The 18770-nt window shown below is 33.7% G+C and carries 22 protein-coding genes and 1 tRNA gene; 6 read left to right on the forward strand and 17 right to left on the reverse strand.

Features of this window, described 5'->3' with window-relative positions; genetic code table 11:
* Window positions 1–104 precede the first annotated feature (104 nt).
* From KKQ76_RS02035 to KKQ76_RS02065, 7 genes are all read right to left on the reverse strand, one after another.
* The gene (locus KKQ76_RS02035) at window positions 105–362 is read right to left on the reverse strand and encodes a Txe/YoeB family addiction module toxin (RefSeq protein ID WP_213195605.1); all 258 of its coding nucleotides are present in this window, start codon (window positions 360–362) and stop codon (window positions 105–107) included.
* Between the two features lie 2 nt (window positions 363–364).
* The gene (locus KKQ76_RS02040; protein WP_213195606.1) at window positions 365–619 is read right to left on the reverse strand and encodes a type II toxin-antitoxin system Phd/YefM family antitoxin; all 255 of its coding nucleotides are present in this window, start codon (window positions 617–619) and stop codon (window positions 365–367) included.
* A 409-nt stretch (window positions 620–1028) separates the two neighbouring features.
* Window positions 1029–1856 carry a carboxypeptidase-like regulatory domain-containing protein gene (locus tag KKQ76_RS02045; RefSeq protein ID WP_213195607.1) on the reverse strand — a complete coding sequence of 276 codons (828 nt, stop codon included), beginning with the start codon at window positions 1854–1856 and terminating at the stop codon, window positions 1029–1031.
* Between the two features lie 324 nt (window positions 1857–2180).
* Complete coding sequence (locus KKQ76_RS02050) at window positions 2181–3968, reverse strand: UvrD-helicase domain-containing protein (RefSeq protein ID WP_213195608.1); 1788 nt, start codon at window positions 3966–3968, stop codon at window positions 2181–2183.
* 216 nt (window positions 3969–4184) lie between these two features.
* Window positions 4185–6926: a cation-translocating P-type ATPase gene (locus KKQ76_RS02055; RefSeq protein WP_213195609.1), complete on the reverse strand. Its 2742-nt coding sequence runs from the start codon at window positions 6924–6926 to the stop codon at window positions 4185–4187.
* A gap of 38 nt (window positions 6927–6964) precedes the next feature.
* On the reverse strand, window positions 6965–7216 hold the full coding sequence (locus tag KKQ76_RS02060; RefSeq protein ID WP_213195610.1) for a TFIIB-type zinc ribbon-containing protein: 252 nt from the start codon (window positions 7214–7216) through the stop codon (window positions 6965–6967).
* Between the two features lie 26 nt (window positions 7217–7242).
* Complete coding sequence (locus KKQ76_RS02065; RefSeq protein ID WP_213195611.1) at window positions 7243–7527, reverse strand: hypothetical protein; 285 nt, start codon at window positions 7525–7527, stop codon at window positions 7243–7245.
* Between the two features lie 595 nt (window positions 7528–8122).
* Between KKQ76_RS02065 and KKQ76_RS02070 the strand changes: the two genes are divergently transcribed.
* Complete coding sequence (locus KKQ76_RS02070) at window positions 8123–8983, forward strand: tyrosine-type recombinase/integrase (protein WP_213195612.1); 861 nt, start codon at window positions 8123–8125, stop codon at window positions 8981–8983.
* Window positions 8980–10158, forward strand: a complete 1179-nt coding sequence (locus tag KKQ76_RS02075; RefSeq protein ID WP_213195613.1) for an IS91 family transposase — start codon at window positions 8980–8982, stop codon at window positions 10156–10158. The genes KKQ76_RS02070 and KKQ76_RS02075 overlap by 4 nt, the downstream gene beginning before the upstream one ends.
* A gap of 258 nt (window positions 10159–10416) precedes the next feature.
* On the opposite strand, the gene KKQ76_RS02080 is transcribed toward KKQ76_RS02075, so the two are convergent.
* Together KKQ76_RS02080 and KKQ76_RS02085 are read right to left on the reverse strand one after the other, a co-directional pair.
* Window positions 10417–11244 carry a TraB/GumN family protein gene (locus KKQ76_RS02080; RefSeq protein ID WP_213195614.1) on the reverse strand — a complete coding sequence of 276 codons (828 nt, stop codon included), beginning with the start codon at window positions 11242–11244 and terminating at the stop codon, window positions 10417–10419.
* A gap of 16 nt (window positions 11245–11260) precedes the next feature.
* Entirely contained in the window at window positions 11261–11452 is a 192-nt protein-coding gene (locus tag KKQ76_RS02085) for a hypothetical protein (protein ID WP_213195615.1), read from the reverse strand.
* 139 nt (window positions 11453–11591) lie between these two features.
* Between KKQ76_RS02085 and KKQ76_RS12675 the strand changes: the two genes are divergently transcribed.
* Together KKQ76_RS12675 and KKQ76_RS02090 are read left to right on the forward strand one after the other, a co-directional pair.
* Window positions 11592–11804 (forward strand): hypothetical protein, encoded by a 213-nt coding sequence (locus KKQ76_RS12675; RefSeq protein WP_246501314.1) that lies wholly within the window; start codon window positions 11592–11594, stop codon window positions 11802–11804.
* Between the two features lie 118 nt (window positions 11805–11922).
* A complete protein-coding gene (locus KKQ76_RS02090; protein WP_246501316.1) occupies window positions 11923–12810 on the forward strand; it encodes an ISL3 family transposase in 888 nt (295 codons plus the stop codon).
* Window positions 12811–12828: 18 nt separating this feature from the next.
* Here the strand turns inward: KKQ76_RS02090 and KKQ76_RS02095 are convergent, their stop codons facing one another.
* The 3 genes from KKQ76_RS02095 to KKQ76_RS02105 are packed head-to-tail and all read right to left on the reverse strand — an operon-like array spanning window position 12829 to window position 14844.
* Window positions 12829–13551 carry a hypothetical protein gene (locus KKQ76_RS02095; protein ID WP_070562209.1) on the reverse strand — a complete coding sequence of 241 codons (723 nt, stop codon included), beginning with the start codon at window positions 13549–13551 and terminating at the stop codon, window positions 12829–12831.
* Window positions 13552–13554: 3 nt separating this feature from the next.
* Window positions 13555–13848 carry an antibiotic biosynthesis monooxygenase family protein gene (locus KKQ76_RS02100; RefSeq protein ID WP_070562206.1) on the reverse strand — a complete coding sequence of 98 codons (294 nt, stop codon included), beginning with the start codon at window positions 13846–13848 and terminating at the stop codon, window positions 13555–13557.
* Between the two features lie 24 nt (window positions 13849–13872).
* A complete protein-coding gene (locus KKQ76_RS02105; protein ID WP_070562204.1) occupies window positions 13873–14844 on the reverse strand; it encodes a bifunctional methionine sulfoxide reductase B/A protein in 972 nt (323 codons plus the stop codon).
* A gap of 63 nt (window positions 14845–14907) precedes the next feature.
* On the opposite strand from KKQ76_RS02105, the gene KKQ76_RS02110 reads away from it, so the two are divergent.
* Window positions 14908–16125 carry an ISL3 family transposase gene (locus tag KKQ76_RS02110; protein ID WP_213195616.1) on the forward strand — a complete coding sequence of 406 codons (1218 nt, stop codon included), beginning with the start codon at window positions 14908–14910 and terminating at the stop codon, window positions 16123–16125.
* On the opposite strand, the gene KKQ76_RS02115 is transcribed toward KKQ76_RS02110, so the two are convergent.
* Both KKQ76_RS02115 and KKQ76_RS02120 read right to left on the reverse strand, forming a co-directional pair.
* Window positions 16100–16309 (reverse strand): type II toxin-antitoxin system RelE/ParE family toxin, encoded by a 210-nt coding sequence (locus KKQ76_RS02115; RefSeq protein ID WP_094745968.1) that lies wholly within the window; start codon window positions 16307–16309, stop codon window positions 16100–16102. The genes KKQ76_RS02110 and KKQ76_RS02115 overlap by 26 nt on opposite strands.
* Window positions 16309–16554: a type II toxin-antitoxin system ParD family antitoxin gene (locus tag KKQ76_RS02120; protein WP_213195617.1), complete on the reverse strand. Its 246-nt coding sequence runs from the start codon at window positions 16552–16554 to the stop codon at window positions 16309–16311. Before KKQ76_RS02120 ends, KKQ76_RS02115 begins: the two co-directional genes overlap by 1 nt.
* 233 nt (window positions 16555–16787) lie before the next feature.
* Here KKQ76_RS02120 and KKQ76_RS02125 point away from each other — a divergent pair, with 233 nt between their 5' ends.
* Window positions 16788–17105 (forward strand): hypothetical protein, encoded by a 318-nt coding sequence (locus KKQ76_RS02125; protein ID WP_213195618.1) that lies wholly within the window; start codon window positions 16788–16790, stop codon window positions 17103–17105.
* Between the two features lie 299 nt (window positions 17106–17404).
* Here KKQ76_RS02125 and KKQ76_RS02130 read toward each other — a convergent pair whose 3' ends face one another.
* The 3 genes from KKQ76_RS02130 to KKQ76_RS02140 form a co-directional block, all read right to left on the reverse strand.
* Window positions 17405–18136 (reverse strand): YggS family pyridoxal phosphate-dependent enzyme, encoded by a 732-nt coding sequence (locus KKQ76_RS02130; RefSeq protein ID WP_213195619.1) that lies wholly within the window; start codon window positions 18134–18136, stop codon window positions 17405–17407.
* A 19-nt stretch (window positions 18137–18155) separates the two neighbouring features.
* A tRNA-Cys gene (locus KKQ76_RS02135) sits at window positions 18156–18226 on the reverse strand.
* Between the two features lie 42 nt (window positions 18227–18268).
* Window positions 18269–18715: a GNAT family N-acetyltransferase gene (locus KKQ76_RS02140; RefSeq protein WP_213195620.1), complete on the reverse strand. Its 447-nt coding sequence runs from the start codon at window positions 18713–18715 to the stop codon at window positions 18269–18271.
* Window positions 18716–18770: the final 55 nt, after the last annotated feature.

Raw genomic sequence — 18770 nt, forward strand, 5'->3', positions numbered from 1 at the left:
TCTCTAAAATTGCTTCTAAAGAGGTTGAAATTTTATGTTTTTGAAAACTATTTTCTAAAAAAAAGGAGTTGTGCAACAGCTACCTAAGTTAGTGGCAGTAACAATTAATCGTAATGAAATCTACATTTTGCAATTTGAATTTCACCTTCTTCATAACGATAAATTAATCGATGTTCATCGTCAATTCTTCTTGACCAAAATCCTGAATATTTATGTTTTAAAGGTTCTGGCTTTCCAATTCCTTCAAAAGGATTTCTAGAAATATCTTTTAATAAATCGTTAATTCTCTTTAATTTCTTTTTATCAGTTTTTTGCCAATATAAATAATCTTCCCAAGATTCATCTACAAAAATATATTTCATAATTAGTCTTCTGTTAATATTTTCTCAAAAGATTTATGAGTTTTTAATTTTTCAATCGCTGAATCCAAACGTATTTCATTTGCTCTAGAAGACAATTCGTGATTTGTTGCCATTAAAGAATTATATTCAGTTAAAGACATAACAACAATACCAGAATCTTTTCCACGGTTAATAATTAAGGTTTCAAAGTTTCTAGAAACTTTGTCCAAATATGATTTTATATCTTTTCTAAAATCAGAAACACTTGCAATTAACATATTTTTGTATTTTTATTTGTACAAATATATGTACAAGTTTTATTCCATGCAAATTTTAGAGTAATTTTTAGCGTCATTGACGCTAACGGTTCTCGGCTTGGCGAAGTTGCCGAACCAAAACTTCATTAGTAGTACAAACTTTAAAATTAAGATAAAATGTCAAACGAAGCACTAAACGGCAATTTTGCCAAACCGATGTGCTTGTTGCACAACTCAAATATACAAAAAACTTGTATAAAAACCATATTGTAAAACATGAAAAAACACCATTATAAGCGCTCTAAATTTTTACATTTTAAAAACAAACCTCTCTAAAATTGCTTCTAAAGAGGTAAAAATTTTATGTTTTTGAAAACTATTTTCTAAAAAAAAGAGTTGTGCAACAGTTACCTGTTATCTGCCGTTTTTTTTATTTTTCAATTTTCACATCAATATTTAGCGCTGGTTGTGCAATAGTTTTTTTCAACCAAGGACCATAAAAATTTCGATAATAAACATTCTTAAACATTGCTCCGCTCAAATAGATCCATCCATCGAATCCATTCATTACTTGCATTGTTACAAAAAAATCCTGTTTGTTAATCCAAACATTTTTATCACTAACATCAAAAGAAAATGTTCCGTCTTTTATTTTATCTTTTGTTAATTCAATAGTTAAATTTTCGTTTAATAATGATATATCTGGAAGTCCGTCTTTTTTTGAATAAATATTGAAATTTATCAAAAGTGGTTTGTCAGTTTTCAAATCCACAATATTTAGATTAATTTTTTGCAATTTTATATTTTTGTTATTATTAAAATCTACACCAAATTCTTTTGATTTGTCTTCTTTGCTTCTTGCTGGATTAAAGCCAAATTGAACTTTTTTAGTTTTTGCATTTGTCCCCCAATTTTTTTCATAATATTTTTTGGGATTCAAAACCACTTCCTGAATTTCCACAACCTTTTCATTCAGAGAAATTGTATGATTTCCATCTATGAAGTTTTGTATTGATTGTGAAAAATTTATAAAACCACCAATTTGAACGGTTAAATTTTTGTTTCGGTCAATATTTGTCAAATCAATTGAATAATTGCCATTTTCATCAGCAATTGCTCCAAAATTTTCATTTTCAATTCCAATTCTTGCGAATGGAATTGGTTCGTTATTTTCTTTTGAAATAATTTTTCCATTAATTGTTTGTGCAGTAAGAATTCCGTAAAATAATATTGTGAAAATTCCAAAAGTTTGTTTCATTGACGTTGTTTTTTAAAATGGCAGATAACGGTTCGGCGGATTTGCGAAGTCCCGAGAAGGAAGTTTGCTTCCGTTCTTGGGATTTTGCAAATTCATAGTGCAAGTTGTACTACTCAAATATACTAAAACTTTTATAAAAACCATGCTTTACAACATAAAAAACTCCATTGTAAGCGCTCTAAATTTTAACATTTTAAAAACAAACCTCTATAAAATTGCTTCTAAAGAGGTCTAAATTTTATGTTTTTGAAAACTATTTTCTAAAAAAAAGGAGTAGTGCAACAGCTACGCCTGTTATAGCCAGTGCTTCCTGTTATTTTCTTTTTATCCGTAAAGTTCTTCAAGTTCTAATTTTTTAATTCTTGATGTTATTGCTCCCCTTGTCCGTCCAAAATGTTTAGCCATATCTTTTACATTTACTCCTTCACAATACATTACTGTTAGTTCGTTGTCAAGTTCAGGTGTCCAAGGTTTGTATGCGTCCTTATGTTTGGTTCTCACTTCTTCAACCGAATAAGCTTTTTCTGTTTTGCTTTCTGCCTTGTCGGTTTTTTGTTTCAATTCTTCTTTTCTTTGCTGTTCCTTTTCTTCTTCACTCACAACTTTCATAACGTGAATTTGTGATGATTTTGGAAATTCAGAAGGCATTAAAGGTTCGGGAATATGAATACTATTTTTTGTCCGAGTGACAGCAACATAAAGCAAATTGATTTCTTCATTTAGTTTTGTGGCGTTGATTTCTTTGGCTTTCTTGTCTTCTTTTAGTTTATCTAATTTTTCTTCTGAAATAAAGTCGTTTACAAGTTGAATGGCATCATACTCCATTCCTTTGCAACGATGAACTGTTGAGAAAATCATTTCTGCCTTTTCTTTGTCGTCATTGTCAACGTGTTTTTCTTTAATGGCTTTTATGATGTCAGGAATTTTATTTCCATACTCTTTAACTATTTCAACCATCATTGCAAGCTGAACATCTTCTGTCTTTTCAATATAATCTTCTAACTCGTCAAGGTCTTTCATAGCCTTGATTAGTTTGTCCTTAATTAAGTGATGCTTTTCGTTGTAAAGATTTAGAACATCATAGAGGGAAGCACCTTCGTCTGCGTATGTATATGAGTTGATGTTACCTTCAAAGTAAATCTGTTTTACCTTTTTCTTTTCAGTGACATATTCAATTGCTTTAAGCAGAAGTCCCAGATTGGTTCTTGCAAGAACAGCTTTGGTTTTAATTTCTTTGCTGTTTCCTTTTCCTGTTATTGGAATAGTTTCGTGTTCGTCAAGGTGTTTTTTGAATTTTAAAACTTCCATTGCAAGATTTGCAATGTCTTGACTAAACCGAAAACTTGTCGAAAGATGATAGGTTTTAAAGTCGGCTTTTTCTAACGAGTTTACTGCAAATCGCCACCCGTAAATTTGTTGGTGTGTGTCGCCAACGATTACTTTGGTCGCTTTTTGATTAAAGAACACATCAAGCATTGCAGGAGATGCGTCTTGTCCTTCGTCAAAAAGTATGTAATCGTAGTCAAGTTTTGGGTTTGAAAGTTGGAATTTTTTAAGGTAGAAGTCGTGGGTGATTTCGATTTCTCCTTTGTCCATTTTGCTTAATAAAAGTCGTGATTGAGAAACGATATAGTCGTAAAATGATGAAACAAAGGTTTTTGCTTTTGGGTCTGTTACTGTGTCAAGATAGTTTAAGTCTTGAACTTTTTGCTTGTCGCTGTTGCAGAAATAGGCAATGAACTTGTTAATATGATTGGCAATGACATATTCCGTATGCTTTTCTCCATTGCCTTGAAGATTTAGAAGTTCGGCAATTTCATTTGTCTTGTAACCTTGTGGTCTTACTTTGTATCCATTCTTAAAAACAATGTGTCTATAAGCCAAAGAATGTGCTGTCTCAACTTTTACATTGTTAAGTCCTTTGTCGGCAAACTTTTTGGCTGCTTCAAGTTTTACTGATTTATTGAAAGCTAAATAAAGAATTTTACTTGTCGCTGGTCTTGTCTTGGCGTATTCAATTACGGTCGTAGTTTTCCCAGACCCGGCAACAGCATTTATTTTGATGTTTCCAGTCGAGTTGATGATGTAATATTGTTCTTTCGTTAACTCCATTTTCAGTAACTGTCATTATATGTCGGGTCGTCTTTCAGCATTGGCTATAACGGTTGCGTGTATGAAACGTTTGGCATTTCGAAGCGATTTGCTATCAAGTTACAATTACTTTTGATACGAGCTAAAACGCTTGATAAACCACTGATTGCCAAATGTTTTATACACGATGTTACCCAACGTCATTTTTTTATTTTTAAATTCATTATTAAAACATTATTAACTCTCTTTTTTCTTTTTATTTAACAACTCTCTTAGAATCCATTTTTCGATACTAATTACAACAAAAATCAATGAACCAGCTACAAACGAAATAAATAAACCTTTCCCATCGAGAGACGCTGTTCCAAACACTTTTTGCATAAACGGGGTGTATAAAAACATTGCTTGCAGAAGCATTATTGACCCAATACCCAAAAAGATAAAGCCATTACTGAAAAGACCAATTTTTAAAACCGATTCTTTCAGAGACCTACAGTTTATCAAATAAAATATTTGGAAAAATATAATAAATGTTACTGCTATACTTTGGGAACGAGCCAACGCATCTGTTTGTGCCATTCCGGTTGAAAGTGAATAAGAGTACTCCCAGCTAAAAAGCACGATAGTTCCAACTGTCATAAGTATCGAAACAAAAAACACCCTAAAAGTTACAAATCCGTTGAAAAGAGCTTCATCGGGTTTACGAGGGGGACGGTTCATTACATTAGGTTCTTTTACTTCGAATGCAAGCGGCAAAGCCAATGCTATGGCTGCAACCAAGTTTATCCACAACAATTGTACTGGCAACATAGGAAGCAATAGTTCTTTCGTTATAGGATTAAAAGGAAAGAATATAATGCCATAAATCAATATAAATGCAAGTCCCAAGTTGGTTGGAAGCAAGAATGCGAGAGACTTTAGCAGATTGTCGTAAACCCTTCGCCCTTCTTCAACAGCTGCTGCTATACTCGAAAAATTATCATCGGCAAGTACAATGTCTGCAGATTCTTTCGACACAGAAGTTCCGGTAATTCCCATAGCAACACCAACATTTGATTGCTTGAGCGATGGGGCATCGTTTACGCCATCACCGGTCATTGCAACAACATCATTGGCTTTTTGCAAGGCTTTTACCAAACGAAGTTTGTGTTCGGGGGCTACACGGGCAAAAATATTGGTTGATTGTATGGTTTTATCAAGTTCAGCATCGCTCATTTTCGACAAATCCACTCCTGTTACAACAGTCCCATTGGCCGAGAGGTTTAATTCCATGCCAATAGCACGTGCTGTGGCATGGTGGTCGCCAGTAATCATTTTTACTGTTATTCCCGCATTATGACATGCTTTTATAGCTTCGATTGCTTCGGTGCGTGGCGGGTCAATCATACCTATCAAGCCGATAAACTCAAATCCGTTTTCAATATCATCTACCGATATTTCATCACTTTTACTTTGAGTTTTTTGAGCTATGGCAAGCACTCGCATCCCTTTCGAACCAAGCAATTCTATTTGAGAAATAATCTTTTGTGTATCCAAGTTTACACCACCAACATGTGTTGAACAACGTTTTAGCACAACCTCTGGTGCCCCTTTAAGAATAATATTGTCGTTAAGGGTTGCCATGTATTGCTTTTCAGAGTCGAAAGGCACAACATCTTTTCTTGGTATTTCCTGACGTAAACCATCAATTGAAATCCCCGCTTTTGCAGCTGCAACGACCAATGCTACTTCAGTAGGGTCGCCCGAAATACTGTATTCGTTTGCAGTATAAAGTACATTTGCATCACTACAAAGAACTGCTTTTTTCAGTAAAAGCAACATATCTTCGGGTAAAGCAGCTAGTTCAGCGTTGTTTTGTTTGAAAACACCGGCTTTATGATAACCAACACCTGTTACTTGTATGCTATGGTTATAGTTCCACAATTCACTTACAGTCATTTCGTTTCTTGTAAGCGTTCCGGTTTTATCAGAGCAAATAACAGTTGTACTTCCTAAGGTTTCAACCGCAGGAAGTTTACGAATAATGGCATTTCGTTTTGCCATGCGTTGTACCCCAATGGCGAGGGCAATGGTAACAACAGCAGGCAATCCTTCCGGAATAGCACCTACTGCCAAAGCTATTGCAAATATTAAGCTTTCCCTGAGTGCATCAAACAATAATACCCCTTGCCCCAATGCTCGGTATGTTCCAATAACCATAATAATTGCAGTGATAGCAACAATACCAATGGTTAAGTATTTGCCAATAACACCCAACTTTTTTGTTAATGGTGTATCTAAATCAACTGTTTCGTTAAGCATGTCGGATATTTTACCAAGTTCGGTATCCATACCCGTTTTTACAACCACAGCCGTGGCAGTACCTGAAACAACTAAAGTGCCACTATATACCATACATTTTCTGTCGCCAAGTACCGCATCGGGATTAACGGCTTCGGTAGTTTTTTGAGACGGTACCGATTCACCTGTTAAAGCAGCTTCTTCTACTTGCAGGTTTTTTTGCTGGATTATCCTCATGTCGGCGGGAATGCGGTCGCCGGCAGCCACCTGAACAATATCACCGGGAACAATCTCAGAAACAGGTATGGTTATTATATTGCCATTTCGAATTACCGTAGCATTTTCGGGGACCATGTTACTAAGAGCTTCAATGGCTTTACCTGCTTTGTATTCCTGAATAAAGCCAATAATTGAGTTCACCACCACTACGGCAAGCACTACCATTCCATCGGTAATTTTCCCCAATGCAGTAGCCAACGTGCTTGAACCAATTAGAACCCAAATCAATGGATTGTTAATTTGTCGCCAAAGCACTTTTAAAACGCCATCTTTGTTTTTACGCCTAAGTTCGTTTAATCCGTACTTTTCTTGTCTTTTATTTACTTCTTCTATTTCTAGCCCTTGTAATGAACTCTCAAAATTCTCAAGAACCTCTTTATAGTCAATGGCGTGCCATTGGTTGTTATCGCTCTTTAGCATTAAAAATGTATGTGTTTTAAATTTCTATCGAATCGATATTAAAAGTCAAATAGTTCTCCTAAAAGTCCTTTCTTTTTTTTGTAACGATAATCATTGTCCCTTGAATGGTACTGCTTACCATAAATCATATCATCTTGTTGGGGTTTAAGGTTTTGAGTTGACCTTTCAATGATTTTATCAAGTTCACCACGGTCAAGCCAAACACCTCTACAATCAGGACAATAGTCAATCTCTATTCCGTTGCGGTCGGTCATAACCAGATTTACATCTTTGCAATTTGGACATTTCATTTTTGTAGTATTTGATTGGTTTGTAATTATTTACTTAAAGGTTTTGTAATTTTATTAACTACAGAATCAAGTTTAGAGGTTGATTTCTGTATAAGTGAATCAAGCTTTATTACCTTTTGATGTTCCTTATCGATAAGTGAATCGAGAGTTAGTACTTTATCGATCTCTTGGTTTAGCAAAGAGTCTAATGATTCCGTTTTCTTTAGTAACTGTTCTATCTTTTCGTCAACTTTTCTGCTTACATCGCTGCAAGAAATAAATGTAATCGAAAAGAATGCTAGAATGATGCTTATTTTCAAAACTTTTCCCATAATTATGTTTTTTTTAATGTTTCTCAAAAATACTGAATTTATTGATTTTAATTATACGCTGTCCTTTCTTTATTATGTTGGGTAACGTCGGTTCGGCGGATTTGCGAAGTCCCGAGAAGGAAGTTTGCTTCCGTTCTTGGGATTTAGCAAATTCACAGATGTGCGAAGTTCGCGTAGCGACGAGCAACATCTGCGGATGTAATCCGCCGAACCGATGTGGCAAAAGGAGCGGAGCGGATTTTGCCACATCGGAAAAAGTATTGGCGAAGGACGGGCTACTTTGCTGACAATTTCAAAGGAAGACCGAACCTGAGCAAAATGCTTTTTCAGATTTCTAAATTAATAAAAAAAGAAATATGAAAAGCATTTTTGCGGATATTGTTAACTGAATTCTCAAAGACAATATTCACCCCGTCTTTTGCCAATACACTGTTGAACTAAACCTTCGGTAGCATTTGCTATCGCAAAATTTAGTTACTTTGTAAAAATAATAAAAATTTAGAAAAATGGCAACAAAAAAAAGCTTTTAGAATCGCTCAGAGAAAACAAAATCCTCAACCAAGCGAAGCGCGAAGTACCCGGCTTTTCAGAACTATTGTACCGCTTCCAGCGCACAGTTTCGGTTTTAGGCAGAAGCCAAAGCACCTTCAACAATTACTTTAGACACGTAGCATCACTATCGCTATATTTTGGCAAAATCCCCACAGAGCTCGATGCTGAGCAAATTCAAGATTACCTTTATTACCTCCAAAAAAAATCAAAAACCCCGTCACAATCGTACTTTAAACATACGGTTTATGGATTAAGATTCCTTTTAAAATCCGAAGGATTGCCTTATTCTTACTTGAGTCTTCCAGAGATTAAAAAAGAGAAAAAACTACCCGTAGTTCTCAGCAAAGAAGAAGTATGGCGACTGCTGAGCACGTGCCAACTTCTGAAACACAAAATGCTCATAGGGCTGTTGTACGGCTGTGGACTGCGTTGCATGGAAGTAAGAAATGTACAGCTCAAAGACTTAGATTTTGATAGAAAACAGCTGAAAGTAGTACAAGGCAAAGGAAGCAAAGACCGCTATGTCCCTTTGTCTGAACATTTAATAAGAGGCTTAAAAAAATACATCGAAGCCGAAAAACCCCAAGATTATCTCTTCGGGATGCCTAGAGAAGGCAGAGCCGGTGGAATGTTTGATTCTAGATACTCACAACGTGGCGTACAGTGGGCAGTAAAACAAGCCTCGAAATCTGCAAAAATAATGAAAGAAGTGAGTGTACACACGCTTCGTCATAGTTTTGCCACGCATCTTTTAGAAGACGGAATGGATATTCTGAGCATCAAAAATCTCTTGGGTCACGAAAATATAGAAGCCACGATGGTTTACCTTCAAATAGCCCAACTGTCAACGCAAAAACTCTACAGTCCATTAGATATCTTGTTTTCAGAATTTGGGAAGAAATGAGAGGTTTTAAAGCCATAAGAAAACCATCCACTCAATCTCAGTCTCAATCTCAATCTCAACCACAGCCTCAATATGAAATAGCCGATATTTTAAACAGATTAGGAGACAAACTAGAAGATTTAGGATTCAATGCATGGCAGTTAAGAACTCTATTTGCCTTAAAAAAGTGCAGAACTTCGGCTTTGGGCGGGCATATCGATGCGTGTGACGAGTGCGGAAACATCAGCATCAGCTACAACTCTTGTCGAAATCGCCACTGCCCAAAATGTCAAGGGCGGAATCGGGAACAATGGATTGAAAATCGGGAAACAGAGCTGCTTCCTGTGCCGTATTTTCATGTGGTTTTTACATTACCAGAAGTGTTGAACAACACCGCACTTCACGAGCCAAAGATGCTGTATGATACCTTGTTTGAAACCGCTTGGGAAACGCTTCAAACGTTTGGCAAAAACAAAGGGTTGAGTATGGGAATGATAGTTGTGCTTCATACTTGGGGACAGAATTTAAGTCTTCATCCGCACGTGCACTGCATTGTTCCGGGTGGAGGCGTGGATGAGAATGGAGTATGGAAAAACATCAGAAGTGATGGTAAATTTTTGTTCTCGGTAAAGGCATTGAGTAAAGTTTTCAGGGCTAAATTTTGTGAGAAACTGAAAGTTAAAAACCTTGAAGAATATCCAAAAATCAGACAAAGTCTTTGGGAAAAAGATTGGGTAGTTTTTGCCAAAAAGCCTTTTGGAAGCCCAAAATCTGTGGTAGAATATTTGGGGAGATACACGCACAAAATCGCGATTAGCAATCATAGAATAAGAAATATAGATGCAGAAAATGTAACCTTCGATTACAAAGATTACCGACAGAAAGGCCTTAGAAAGCAAATGACGCTGAGTCACGAGGAATTTATCCGAAGATTTACGCTTCATATTTTGCCAAAAAGATTGGTAAAAATCCGTCATTACGGTTTTTTGAGCAGCACATGGAAACGCAAAAAACTAAAAACCCTGCAACAAAATTTAGGCGTCATACCGAGAGAAAAACCTATTAAAAAGCCATTTTCACCCAAGTGCAGTTGTTGTAAAGTAGGGAATTTAGTCACCATTGCGACATTTGATTTGCGAGGTCCACCGAGATGGTTTTTGGAGAGGAGCCAAAGCTTAAAATTGCCTAAAATATAGCCTTTTGGGTAAGGGTTTTTATGCCCAAACGTGAAGGAAAACACCTAAAAACAACAAAAAACCGCCAAAAACTACTACCCAAAAAAAAGAGAACCACCAGTTCTCTTTCAAATATCATTTAAAAATTTTACGACAACCCCATAACTCCTGAAAAGAGCTCCCAAAGCGAGCCTGCCCTGAGCTAGCCGAAGGGTTCAACAGGAGTTTCATTGTTCGTGCTCCGCACGCAACGAAACTCTAGTTATTAGCAGAAGTTTTTTATTTTAGTTCTATTTCTTCAATTTTATAATCTCTTTTTTTCAGTAATTCTAATAAACCATCTTTAAAGTCCAAATGAAAAAGACCAACAAAAATAAAGACCTTTTTATTTTGTTTTATTGCATTATCTATCTTATCAATCCAATCTTTGTTTCTTGCCGTAATTAATTTTTCTTGCCTCTCTTTTGTAAAATTAAACAGGTGTTTTTTTGTTCTATATTCATTTATTATAGAACAATTGAGATTTTGTTTTTCAGAATTTAATAAAATAATCTTAGTCTTTAAAATTTGTAATAATTTTTCATCTGTAGCACCCAAATATAATGAATTATTTATGTAGTCAAAAGTGTTTTTCGTCGGCTCTAATCCAACTAATTTTAAGTTATTTTCAAGAGAATATTTTTTCAAATAATCATCCATTTTTATGTTGTCAGATTTTTCTTTTTCCGTTAAACAAAATTTACTTGAAATTTTTCCATCAATTGTAATTATTAGTTCTCGTAAAGTCATCTTTTTTGCATCAACATAGTTTGGAACAATATTTTTAATAGTTTCAATCTCGTTTTTGTCAAGTTTTTTGAGTATTAAATTTTCGTCCCTTTTATTTATGAAAATATTTGCTGAATCAATATTTTCAGATAGTGCAATTTTTGATTGTTTTAATTTTTCAAGAATAATTTTGTTTTCATTTATAAAATCTTTGCCTAAATAATGGTAAGTTCCGAGTATGTAACTTTCACTATCATCTTTAGATATTTTCCAAAAAATTGACTGTTGAGAAAATAAAAATGTTGAGAATAAAATTAGGATTATTGTTAATTTTTTCATTTTTAACACTATTTTTTTATAAAATTTCTGCTAACGTTTTGCAGCTTGGCGAAGTGGCGGATTTTGAAGCACTTACTTCCTTTTTAGCACAAAAGCTCTTTTGAAAACTGAACTTTCTTTTTAGCACCATTTCCGCCATTTTGCCAAACTGCTGTTGTGCGTAGCTCTTGTTATTCGTTAAGTTGGTTTTCAATATCCATTTTTTCATGTAAAACTCTTATAACTTCTATTTCATTAGATTTCGTTTTCTTGAAAAATATTAAATGGGATTTTATTTTTGAACATCGATAGTTTTTTCGGTTCTATATTGTTTATAATATGTAAATATAAAATTATTATTTTTGTTTATGCAAAATTCAGTAGAAATATTTTCCATAGCATTAGGGTTAATAGAGCCTTGGTATGTTAAAGAAGTTGTTTTTGACAAAGAACGCCTTCAATTAGATGTTTATTTAGGATTTAAGAAAGGACATTTGTTTTTAGCGGATGATAATCAATATTATACAGCGTATGATACTGTTGAGAGACGATGGGAACACCTTAATTTTTTTTCAGCATAAATGTTACTTACACGCAAAAGTTCCAAGAGTAAAACAATCTGATGGAAAGATTAAGACCCAATAAGTACCATGGGCAAGGAAAGGAAGCGGTTTTACCCTTTTATTTGAAGCATTTTCAATGTTGCTAATAGAAAACGAAATGCCTGTAAATAAGGTTGCTAAAATCTTACAAGTCTATCCAGTAAGGTTGTGGAATGTCTTTGATTATTGGATTTCTATCGCTCATAAAGAAGATGTTATTGATTCTTTAACCAAAATAGGTTTTGATGAAACTTCGGTTAAAAAAGGACATAACTATATTACTCACATGGTTGATTTAGAGCAAAAACGAGTACTGTTTGCTTGTGAGGGTAAAGGAGTCGATTGTATTGAAAAGAGTGTTGATTATCTAAAAGAAAAAGAAGTAGAAATTGCAGAGATTAAACAGGTTTGTATAGATATGTCACCAGCATTTATATCAGGTTGCAATACACATTTACAAGAAGCGGAAATTACTTTTGATAAATTCCATGTAGTCAAAGAAGTAAACAAAGCAATGGACGAATTACGAAGATTAGAACGCAAAGGAAACGATTTATTAAAAGGGCATAAATACACCTTTCTTAAATCAAAATTAACCCCTGAAATCAAATCAGAAAAAGACTTTTTAATGGAATTATATCCTAAATTAGGTCAAGGCTACCAGTTACTCGAAATGTTTAAAGATTTTTGGGATATAAAACAAAAAGCAGAAGCAGAAACCTATTTAGCTTTTTGGTGTGATTATGCAGATGATTCTGGAATTTATCCATTCCAAAAAGCATCAAAAACAATAAAAGCACATTGGTCAGGAATTATAAACTACATCGAAAGTAGAATAAATAATGGTGTAATTGAAGGTATAAACTCAAAAATTCAGCTCGCTAAAAAAAGAGCTAGAGGTTATAGAAACACAACTAATTTTATCAACATGATTTACTTTACTTGCAGTAAACTAAAATTTAACTACCCACTATATTCAACATAGAGCCTGTATTTTTTAGTATTATAATTCTTTTTTAAGTTCTTGTATTTTATGAAAGATTAAAGGAGGAAAATTCCCATGATAAATTTCGCAAATGGTACACTTTTTTAATGCTAATGGGTCTTCATTTTCAATTTCTTTCGCAGGGAAAATGCTAAAAACCAATTCGTGATAAATTAATGTATTATAAAACTCCTTATCTTCTTTAACTAGCTTTGAAATTTTGTTTTTCTGTAAAATTAATTTAGCACTGTTTATGATGCCCAATATTTCTCTAACTCCGTCAATTTTTAGAATATCATCATCATTATGAATATTAACATTCATATCTTCAATATCTTGAAAAAAATGTTTTATTGCTCTCTTTCCAAAAATTAAACTGCTTCTACCACTAAAATCTTTATCATAGCTAAAGCTTTTGATGTTATTTTGAAAAAAAGAATACAACTCATGTATTTGTTCCAAATCATGTCTTATTAATGACTGCTTATTGTCTTCATTAACTTGATTTTGAATAATAGTATTAGCATCTAATTGTGCTTTTAAAGCAAGGTATATAAGAATAGAACCTAACAATTGAGAAATCGGAGAAGTAATTCCTCCAATAGTATCGCCAACAGGTCCATATTTCCCTAAAAATTCTATATTTAAAAAAGTTACCATGAATGGCAACACAAAAATTAATATGGCTCCTACAATCAATGTCCATTTTGCAGAGCTATTTACAATATTATCAATCTTCATATATTATTTTGTATGTCTTTCAAAAACTTCTCCTACTGAAACGTCATAACTTTCAAAAATTTCTGTTTTCCCACGCTCTTTATATTTTTTATGTTCTGGGTGTTCATCCCAAATAAGAAAAGAATCTTTGTCTTTAAAATAGACAACTAGCATGTTATGACCATTTTCTCCGTTATAGACTTCGTGCCCATCATATCCTTCAATCATTGAAACATGTTTTCTTGCATAACTATACAATCCTTCAAATTCTTCTTGAAATTCTGGATTAACCTTGTATTTAAACGCTGCGACTATCATTCTTTTATTTTTAAACTTAAATTATTACTTCAACTTTTCTTTATATAGCTCTTTGAATTTTCTCAACTTCGGATTAATTACTGCTGCACAATACCTGTTTTGATCTCTATTCTCATTATAATAATTTTGATGGTAGTCTTCAGCAGGGTAAAAGTGTTCAAACATGGCAACTTCTGTAACAATCATATCATCATACGTAGCTTTTAATTCCTTAATCACATTTAGAGCAATTGTTTTTTCTTCTTCATTTCTATAAAAAATTACACTTCTATATTGAGTACCCATATCTGCTCCTTGCTGATTTAGTGTTGTTGGATTGTGGGTAGTGAGATGAATTTTAACCAAATCCTCATAGGATATTTCAGCAGGATTATAGGCAAACTCAATCACTTCTGCATGGCCAGTTATCCCAGAGGAAACTTCTCTATAGGTAGGGTTAGAAATTCTTCCTCCACTATAGCCACTTTCAACTGTAACAACCCCTTTTAAATTCTGAAAAATTGCTTCTGTGCACCAAAAACAACCCCCTCCAAAAGTTGCTTTCCTTTCCATACTTTCTACTTTTTTCAAAGCCAATGCATTCATACAATATCGCAATCCACTAGGCATGGGACCATCTTGAAAAACATGTCCCAAATGTGCATCACAAGTGTTGCAAGTCGTTTCAATTCGATACATCCCATGGCTTCTATCTTTGTAATAAGCAATCACATTATCCTTTATGGGTTGCGTAAAAGAAGGCCAACCTGTTCCGCTATCAAATTTTTCTGCAGAATCAAAAAGTAAAGTTTCACAACAAACGCAAGTATATTTTCCTGCTTCGAAAAAAGTACACAAATCCGAGCTATTAGCTCTTTCTGTTCCTTTTTGCCTAGTAATATAATATTGTTCTTCTGTTAGCAAAGCTTTCCATTCTTCGTCGGTTTTCTCTACTCGTTTATCTGGTGTAAGATTCCCTTTGTTTGCATATTTAATTACATCGAGCCATTTGAGCATAATTCTATAATTTAGGTTCTATATTGTTTATAATGGGTAAATATAAAAATATTATTTTTGTTTATGCAAAATTCAGTAGAAATATTTTCCATAGCATTAGGTTTAGTAGAGCCTTGGTATGTTAAAGAAGTTGTTTTTGACAAAGAACGCCTTCAATTAGATGTTTATTTAGGCTTTAAGAAAGGTCATTTGTTTTTAGCAGATGATACACAATATTATACTGCTTATGATACAGTTGAAAGACGATGGGAACATCTTAACTTTTTTCAGCATAAATGTTATCTACATGCTAAAGTTCCAAGAGTAATGCAGTCTGATGGGAAAATTAAAACCCAAGAAGTTCCATGGGCAAGAAAAGGAAGCGGTTTTACCTTATTGTTTGAAGCTTTTTCAATGTTGTTAATAGAAAACGAAATGCCTGTGAATAAAGTTGCTAAACTCCTACAAGTTTATCCTGCTAGAATTTGGAATGTCTTTGATTATTGGATTTCTATTGCTCATAAAGAAGATGTTATTGATTCTTTAACCAAAATAGGTTTTGATGAAACTTCTGTTAAAAAAGGACATAATTACATTACTCATATGGTTGATTTAGAGCAAAAACGAGTACTGTTTGCTTGTGAGGGTAAAGGAGTCGATTGTATTGAAAAGAGTGTTGATTATCTAAAAGAAAAAGAAGTAGAAATTGCAGAGATTAAACAGGTTTGTATAGATATGTCACCAGCATTTATATCAGGTTGCAATACACATTTACAAGAAGCGGAAATTACTTTTGATAAATTCCATGTAGTCAAAGAAGTAAACAAAGCGATGGACGAATTACGAAAATTAGAACGCAAAGGAAACGATTTATTAAAAGGGTATAAATACACCTTTCTTAAATCAAAATTAACTCCTGAAATCAAATCTGAAAAAGACTTTTTAATGGAATTATATCCTAAATTAGGTCAAGGCTACCAGTTACTTGAAATGTTTAAAGATTTTTGGGATATAAAAGAAAAAACTGAGGCAGAAACCTATTTAGCTTTTTGGTGTGATTATGCAGATGAATCAGGTATTTTATCTTTCCAAAAAGCATCAAAAACAATAAAAGCGCATTGGTCAGGAATTATAAACTACATCGAAAGTAGAATAAATAATGGTGTAATTGAGGGTATAAACTCAAAAATTCAGCTCGCTAAAAAAAGAGCTAGGGGTTACAGAAACACAATCAACTTTATCAACATGATTTACTTTACTTGCAGTAAACTAAAATTTAATTACCCACTGTATTCAACATAGAGTCGTTTTTTCTAATGTTTCCAAAGTCACGAGCAATTTCAAAATTGACAACTATATATTCAATTTCGTCAAAAATTAAATTATAGTATCGGTCAGCTTGTTCAATCGACCAATTTTCTGCTGTGTAAATCCAGATTTTATTAATGTCATCTAATGCTTTTTCGCTAATTATATATTTCGACATTATTTTCCGAAGTTTGCTTTAAGTTGTTCAAGATTTTTGTTACGATCAAAATTTTTAATCTTTGCACTTTTTTCTCCTATTTTAAGTTCGTTGATTAAAGATTTTGTTTTGTTTTCTTCATGTTCAAAAATTCTCAAAGCAGTTCTAACAACTTCACTTACAGAGTTGTATTTACCAGAAGCTATTTGCTCGTTAATGAAGTTTTCAAAATTGTCGCCTAATAAAATTGAAGTATTTCGTGCCATAATCTTTTTTTATCAAAGAAGCCAATTATTGGTATTTTATACAACATTTTTTTGCTTTTTTTTGGATAGAGTTTCGCACAACGTTAAAGCATTGTAGTCAGTTGTGGTTAGACTGGCGTAATGTTTCGATTTAAGACTAAAACTAACCGAGTAAAAACAAATTATTAATTAAGCCTAAACCCACAATTGCTACAATGCAGTGTTATGGTTAGTGTTTTTAAAATTCTAAAACAATGATAGAATATAGAAAATATATACCTTATTCAAATTTACCAATAAGAGTAAGAACTAAATACGGAATAAGTGAAGCTATCTTATCAGAAGTAGGTTATAGATATACAAATCTTACTCATCCATTACAAAACGCACATTTATCTCATTTTGATATAATAGAATGGGAATATGTGGATGAAAAAAATATGCAAGAGTGTTTGTTTATAGAAAATGTTTACCAAAGACAAAAAGAAGCTGAAGATATATTACGTAATATTAAAATAACATTTTTAGATAAAATAAAGTTTTTCTTTTTACGACATTTTCGAAAACATTAACCATAACGGTTCGGCGGATTTGCGAAGTCCCGAGAAGGAAGTTTGCTTCCGTTCTTGGGATTTAGCAAATTCACAGATGTGCGAAGTTCGCGTAGCGACGAGCAACATCTGCGGATGTAATCCGCCGAACCGATGTGGCAAAAGGAGCGGAGCGGATTTTGCCACATCGTTTTGCGGCTTGCAGAAGTGGCGAACTTCGTAACCGAGATTTTTCCGCTAAGATAAAATTTCTTGCGAAAAATAAACGTGAATTTACCACATATTTCGCCATTTATGCAAACCGCTGTTATCTGCTGTTTTTATTTGTTTTCATTCCAATAATAGCTATCAGAATGAATTCTTTGTCCGAAGATTGCTGTACCCACTCTTATAATCGTTGCTCCCTCCGCAATGGCTGTTTCCATATCGCCACTCATACCCATTGATAATTCCTGCATTTCTACATTAGGAATATTTAAAGCAATAATTTGCTGTTGAATATTTTTTAGCAATTTGAAACATTCTCTGACTTTTTCGGTTTCCGCACTAAACAGACCTATTGTCATTAAGCCTTTTATTTTTAAGGTTTCAAACTGTGCTACTTGCTTTACTAATTCTATGACATTGTCGGGTTGAACGCCAAATTTGCTTTCTTCAAACGAAGTATTTACCTGTATCAATACTTCTATCGTTTTGTTCTCATACTGTAACCTTTGGTGTAGTTTTTCTGCCAAATCCAAACGATCAAGCGACTGAATGCAAGACACATTGTATCTTAAAAGGTCTTTGATTTTGTTGGTCTGCAAATGTCCAATGAAATGATTGGTGTGCAGAATTTCTTTTAATGGCTCGTATTTCTCTTTAAGTTCCTGTACCTTGTTTTCTGCTATTAGTGTATGTCCTACTTGTAATGCCTTTTTTATACGTTCGGCAGGTACGGTTTTGGTTGCCAAAAGCAATTTTACTTCATTAGGATTTCTGTTGCTTTGCTTACAGGCATTATTTATTTGCTCCAAAACGCTTTGAATATTTTTGAAAATTTGTTCTTTCATTTTTCAGATTTATGAAAAGAGGTCGGGAATGGATTTGAACCACTGTAAAAGATATTGCGTACCCTTGTCTAACCACTCGACCACCCGACCATTTTTTTGAAAAGGACGAACCGATTAAGTCCGTCCATTTCGTTATTTCCACCAATAGTAATAGTTGTGATTTCCGTCATATTCAAAACCGCAACGTGGATATAATTTATTGCCTATGTCGTTTGCTTTTTCGGTTTCAAGCATTAGTCCACAAGCACCTGTTTCATCACACCATTGTTTTGCTTGGTCTATCAATGCTACCGAAAGCCCTTTACCTCTGTAATTGGGGTGTACAAATAAATCGCTCAATAACCATTGTTTTGCTAATTTGATGTAATGATACAATTTATACAACTGCACAAAACCAACTGCTTTGCCGTCTGCATACACCACAAAAATGTTTGATTGGTCGTTGTCTAACCGTTCCTTAATGAACTGTTTGCATTTTTCGTAATCGTCTGCTTGACGGTAGAAAACCCGATAAAGGTTAAATAATTCTGCTGCTGTGTCTAAATCGTTTAGACCTACTTTTTTGATGTTGTACTCCATTGTTTCTAATTATTTTTAAATGATATGGCAAAATTAAATTTTAATTGGACTATAT

Origin of the sequence: Cloacibacterium caeni (assembly GCF_907163105.1) — a bacterium.
Classification (GTDB): Bacteria; Bacteroidota; Bacteroidia; order Flavobacteriales; family Weeksellaceae; genus Cloacibacterium; species Cloacibacterium caeni_A.

Coding starts and splice junctions, on each gene's coding strand:
- KKQ76_RS02035 (WP_213195605.1), bottom strand. CDS start 362: ATGAAATATATTTTTGTAGATGAATCTTGGGAAGATTATTTATATTGG.
- KKQ76_RS02040 (WP_213195606.1), bottom strand. CDS start 619: ATGTTAATTGCAAGTGTTTCTGATTTTAGAAAAGATATAAAATCATAT.
- KKQ76_RS02045 (WP_213195607.1), bottom strand. CDS start 1,856: ATGAAACAAACTTTTGGAATTTTCACAATATTATTTTACGGAATTCTT.
- KKQ76_RS02050 (WP_213195608.1), bottom strand. CDS start 3,968: ATGGAGTTAACGAAAGAACAATATTACATCATCAACTCGACTGGAAAC.
- KKQ76_RS02055 (WP_213195609.1), bottom strand. CDS start 6,926: ATGCTAAAGAGCGATAACAACCAATGGCACGCCATTGACTATAAAGAG.
- KKQ76_RS02060 (WP_213195610.1), bottom strand. CDS start 7,216: ATGAAATGTCCAAATTGCAAAGATGTAAATCTGGTTATGACCGACCGC.
- KKQ76_RS02065 (WP_213195611.1), bottom strand. CDS start 7,527: ATGGGAAAAGTTTTGAAAATAAGCATCATTCTAGCATTCTTTTCGATT.
- KKQ76_RS02075 (WP_213195613.1), top strand. CDS start 8,980: ATGAGAGGTTTTAAAGCCATAAGAAAACCATCCACTCAATCTCAGTCT.
- KKQ76_RS02080 (WP_213195614.1), bottom strand. CDS start 11,244: ATGAAAAAATTAACAATAATCCTAATTTTATTCTCAACATTTTTATTT.
- KKQ76_RS02085 (WP_213195615.1), bottom strand. CDS start 11,452: ATGAAAAAATGGATATTGAAAACCAACTTAACGAATAACAAGAGCTAC.
- KKQ76_RS12675 (WP_246501314.1), top strand. CDS start 11,592: ATGCAAAATTCAGTAGAAATATTTTCCATAGCATTAGGGTTAATAGAG.
- KKQ76_RS02090 (WP_246501316.1), top strand. CDS start 11,923: ATGTTGCTAATAGAAAACGAAATGCCTGTAAATAAGGTTGCTAAAATC.
- KKQ76_RS02095 (WP_070562209.1), bottom strand. CDS start 13,551: ATGAAGATTGATAATATTGTAAATAGCTCTGCAAAATGGACATTGATT.
- KKQ76_RS02100 (WP_070562206.1), bottom strand. CDS start 13,848: ATGATAGTCGCAGCGTTTAAATACAAGGTTAATCCAGAATTTCAAGAA.
- KKQ76_RS02105 (WP_070562204.1), bottom strand. CDS start 14,844: ATGCTCAAATGGCTCGATGTAATTAAATATGCAAACAAAGGGAATCTT.
- KKQ76_RS02110 (WP_213195616.1), top strand. CDS start 14,908: ATGCAAAATTCAGTAGAAATATTTTCCATAGCATTAGGTTTAGTAGAG.
- KKQ76_RS02115 (WP_094745968.1), bottom strand. CDS start 16,309: ATGTCGAAATATATAATTAGCGAAAAAGCATTAGATGACATTAATAAA.
- KKQ76_RS02120 (WP_213195617.1), bottom strand. CDS start 16,554: ATGGCACGAAATACTTCAATTTTATTAGGCGACAATTTTGAAAACTTC.
- KKQ76_RS02125 (WP_213195618.1), top strand. CDS start 16,788: ATGATAGAATATAGAAAATATATACCTTATTCAAATTTACCAATAAGA.
- KKQ76_RS02130 (WP_213195619.1), bottom strand. CDS start 18,136: ATGAAAGAACAAATTTTCAAAAATATTCAAAGCGTTTTGGAGCAAATA.
- KKQ76_RS02140 (WP_213195620.1), bottom strand. CDS start 18,715: ATGGAGTACAACATCAAAAAAGTAGGTCTAAACGATTTAGACACAGCA.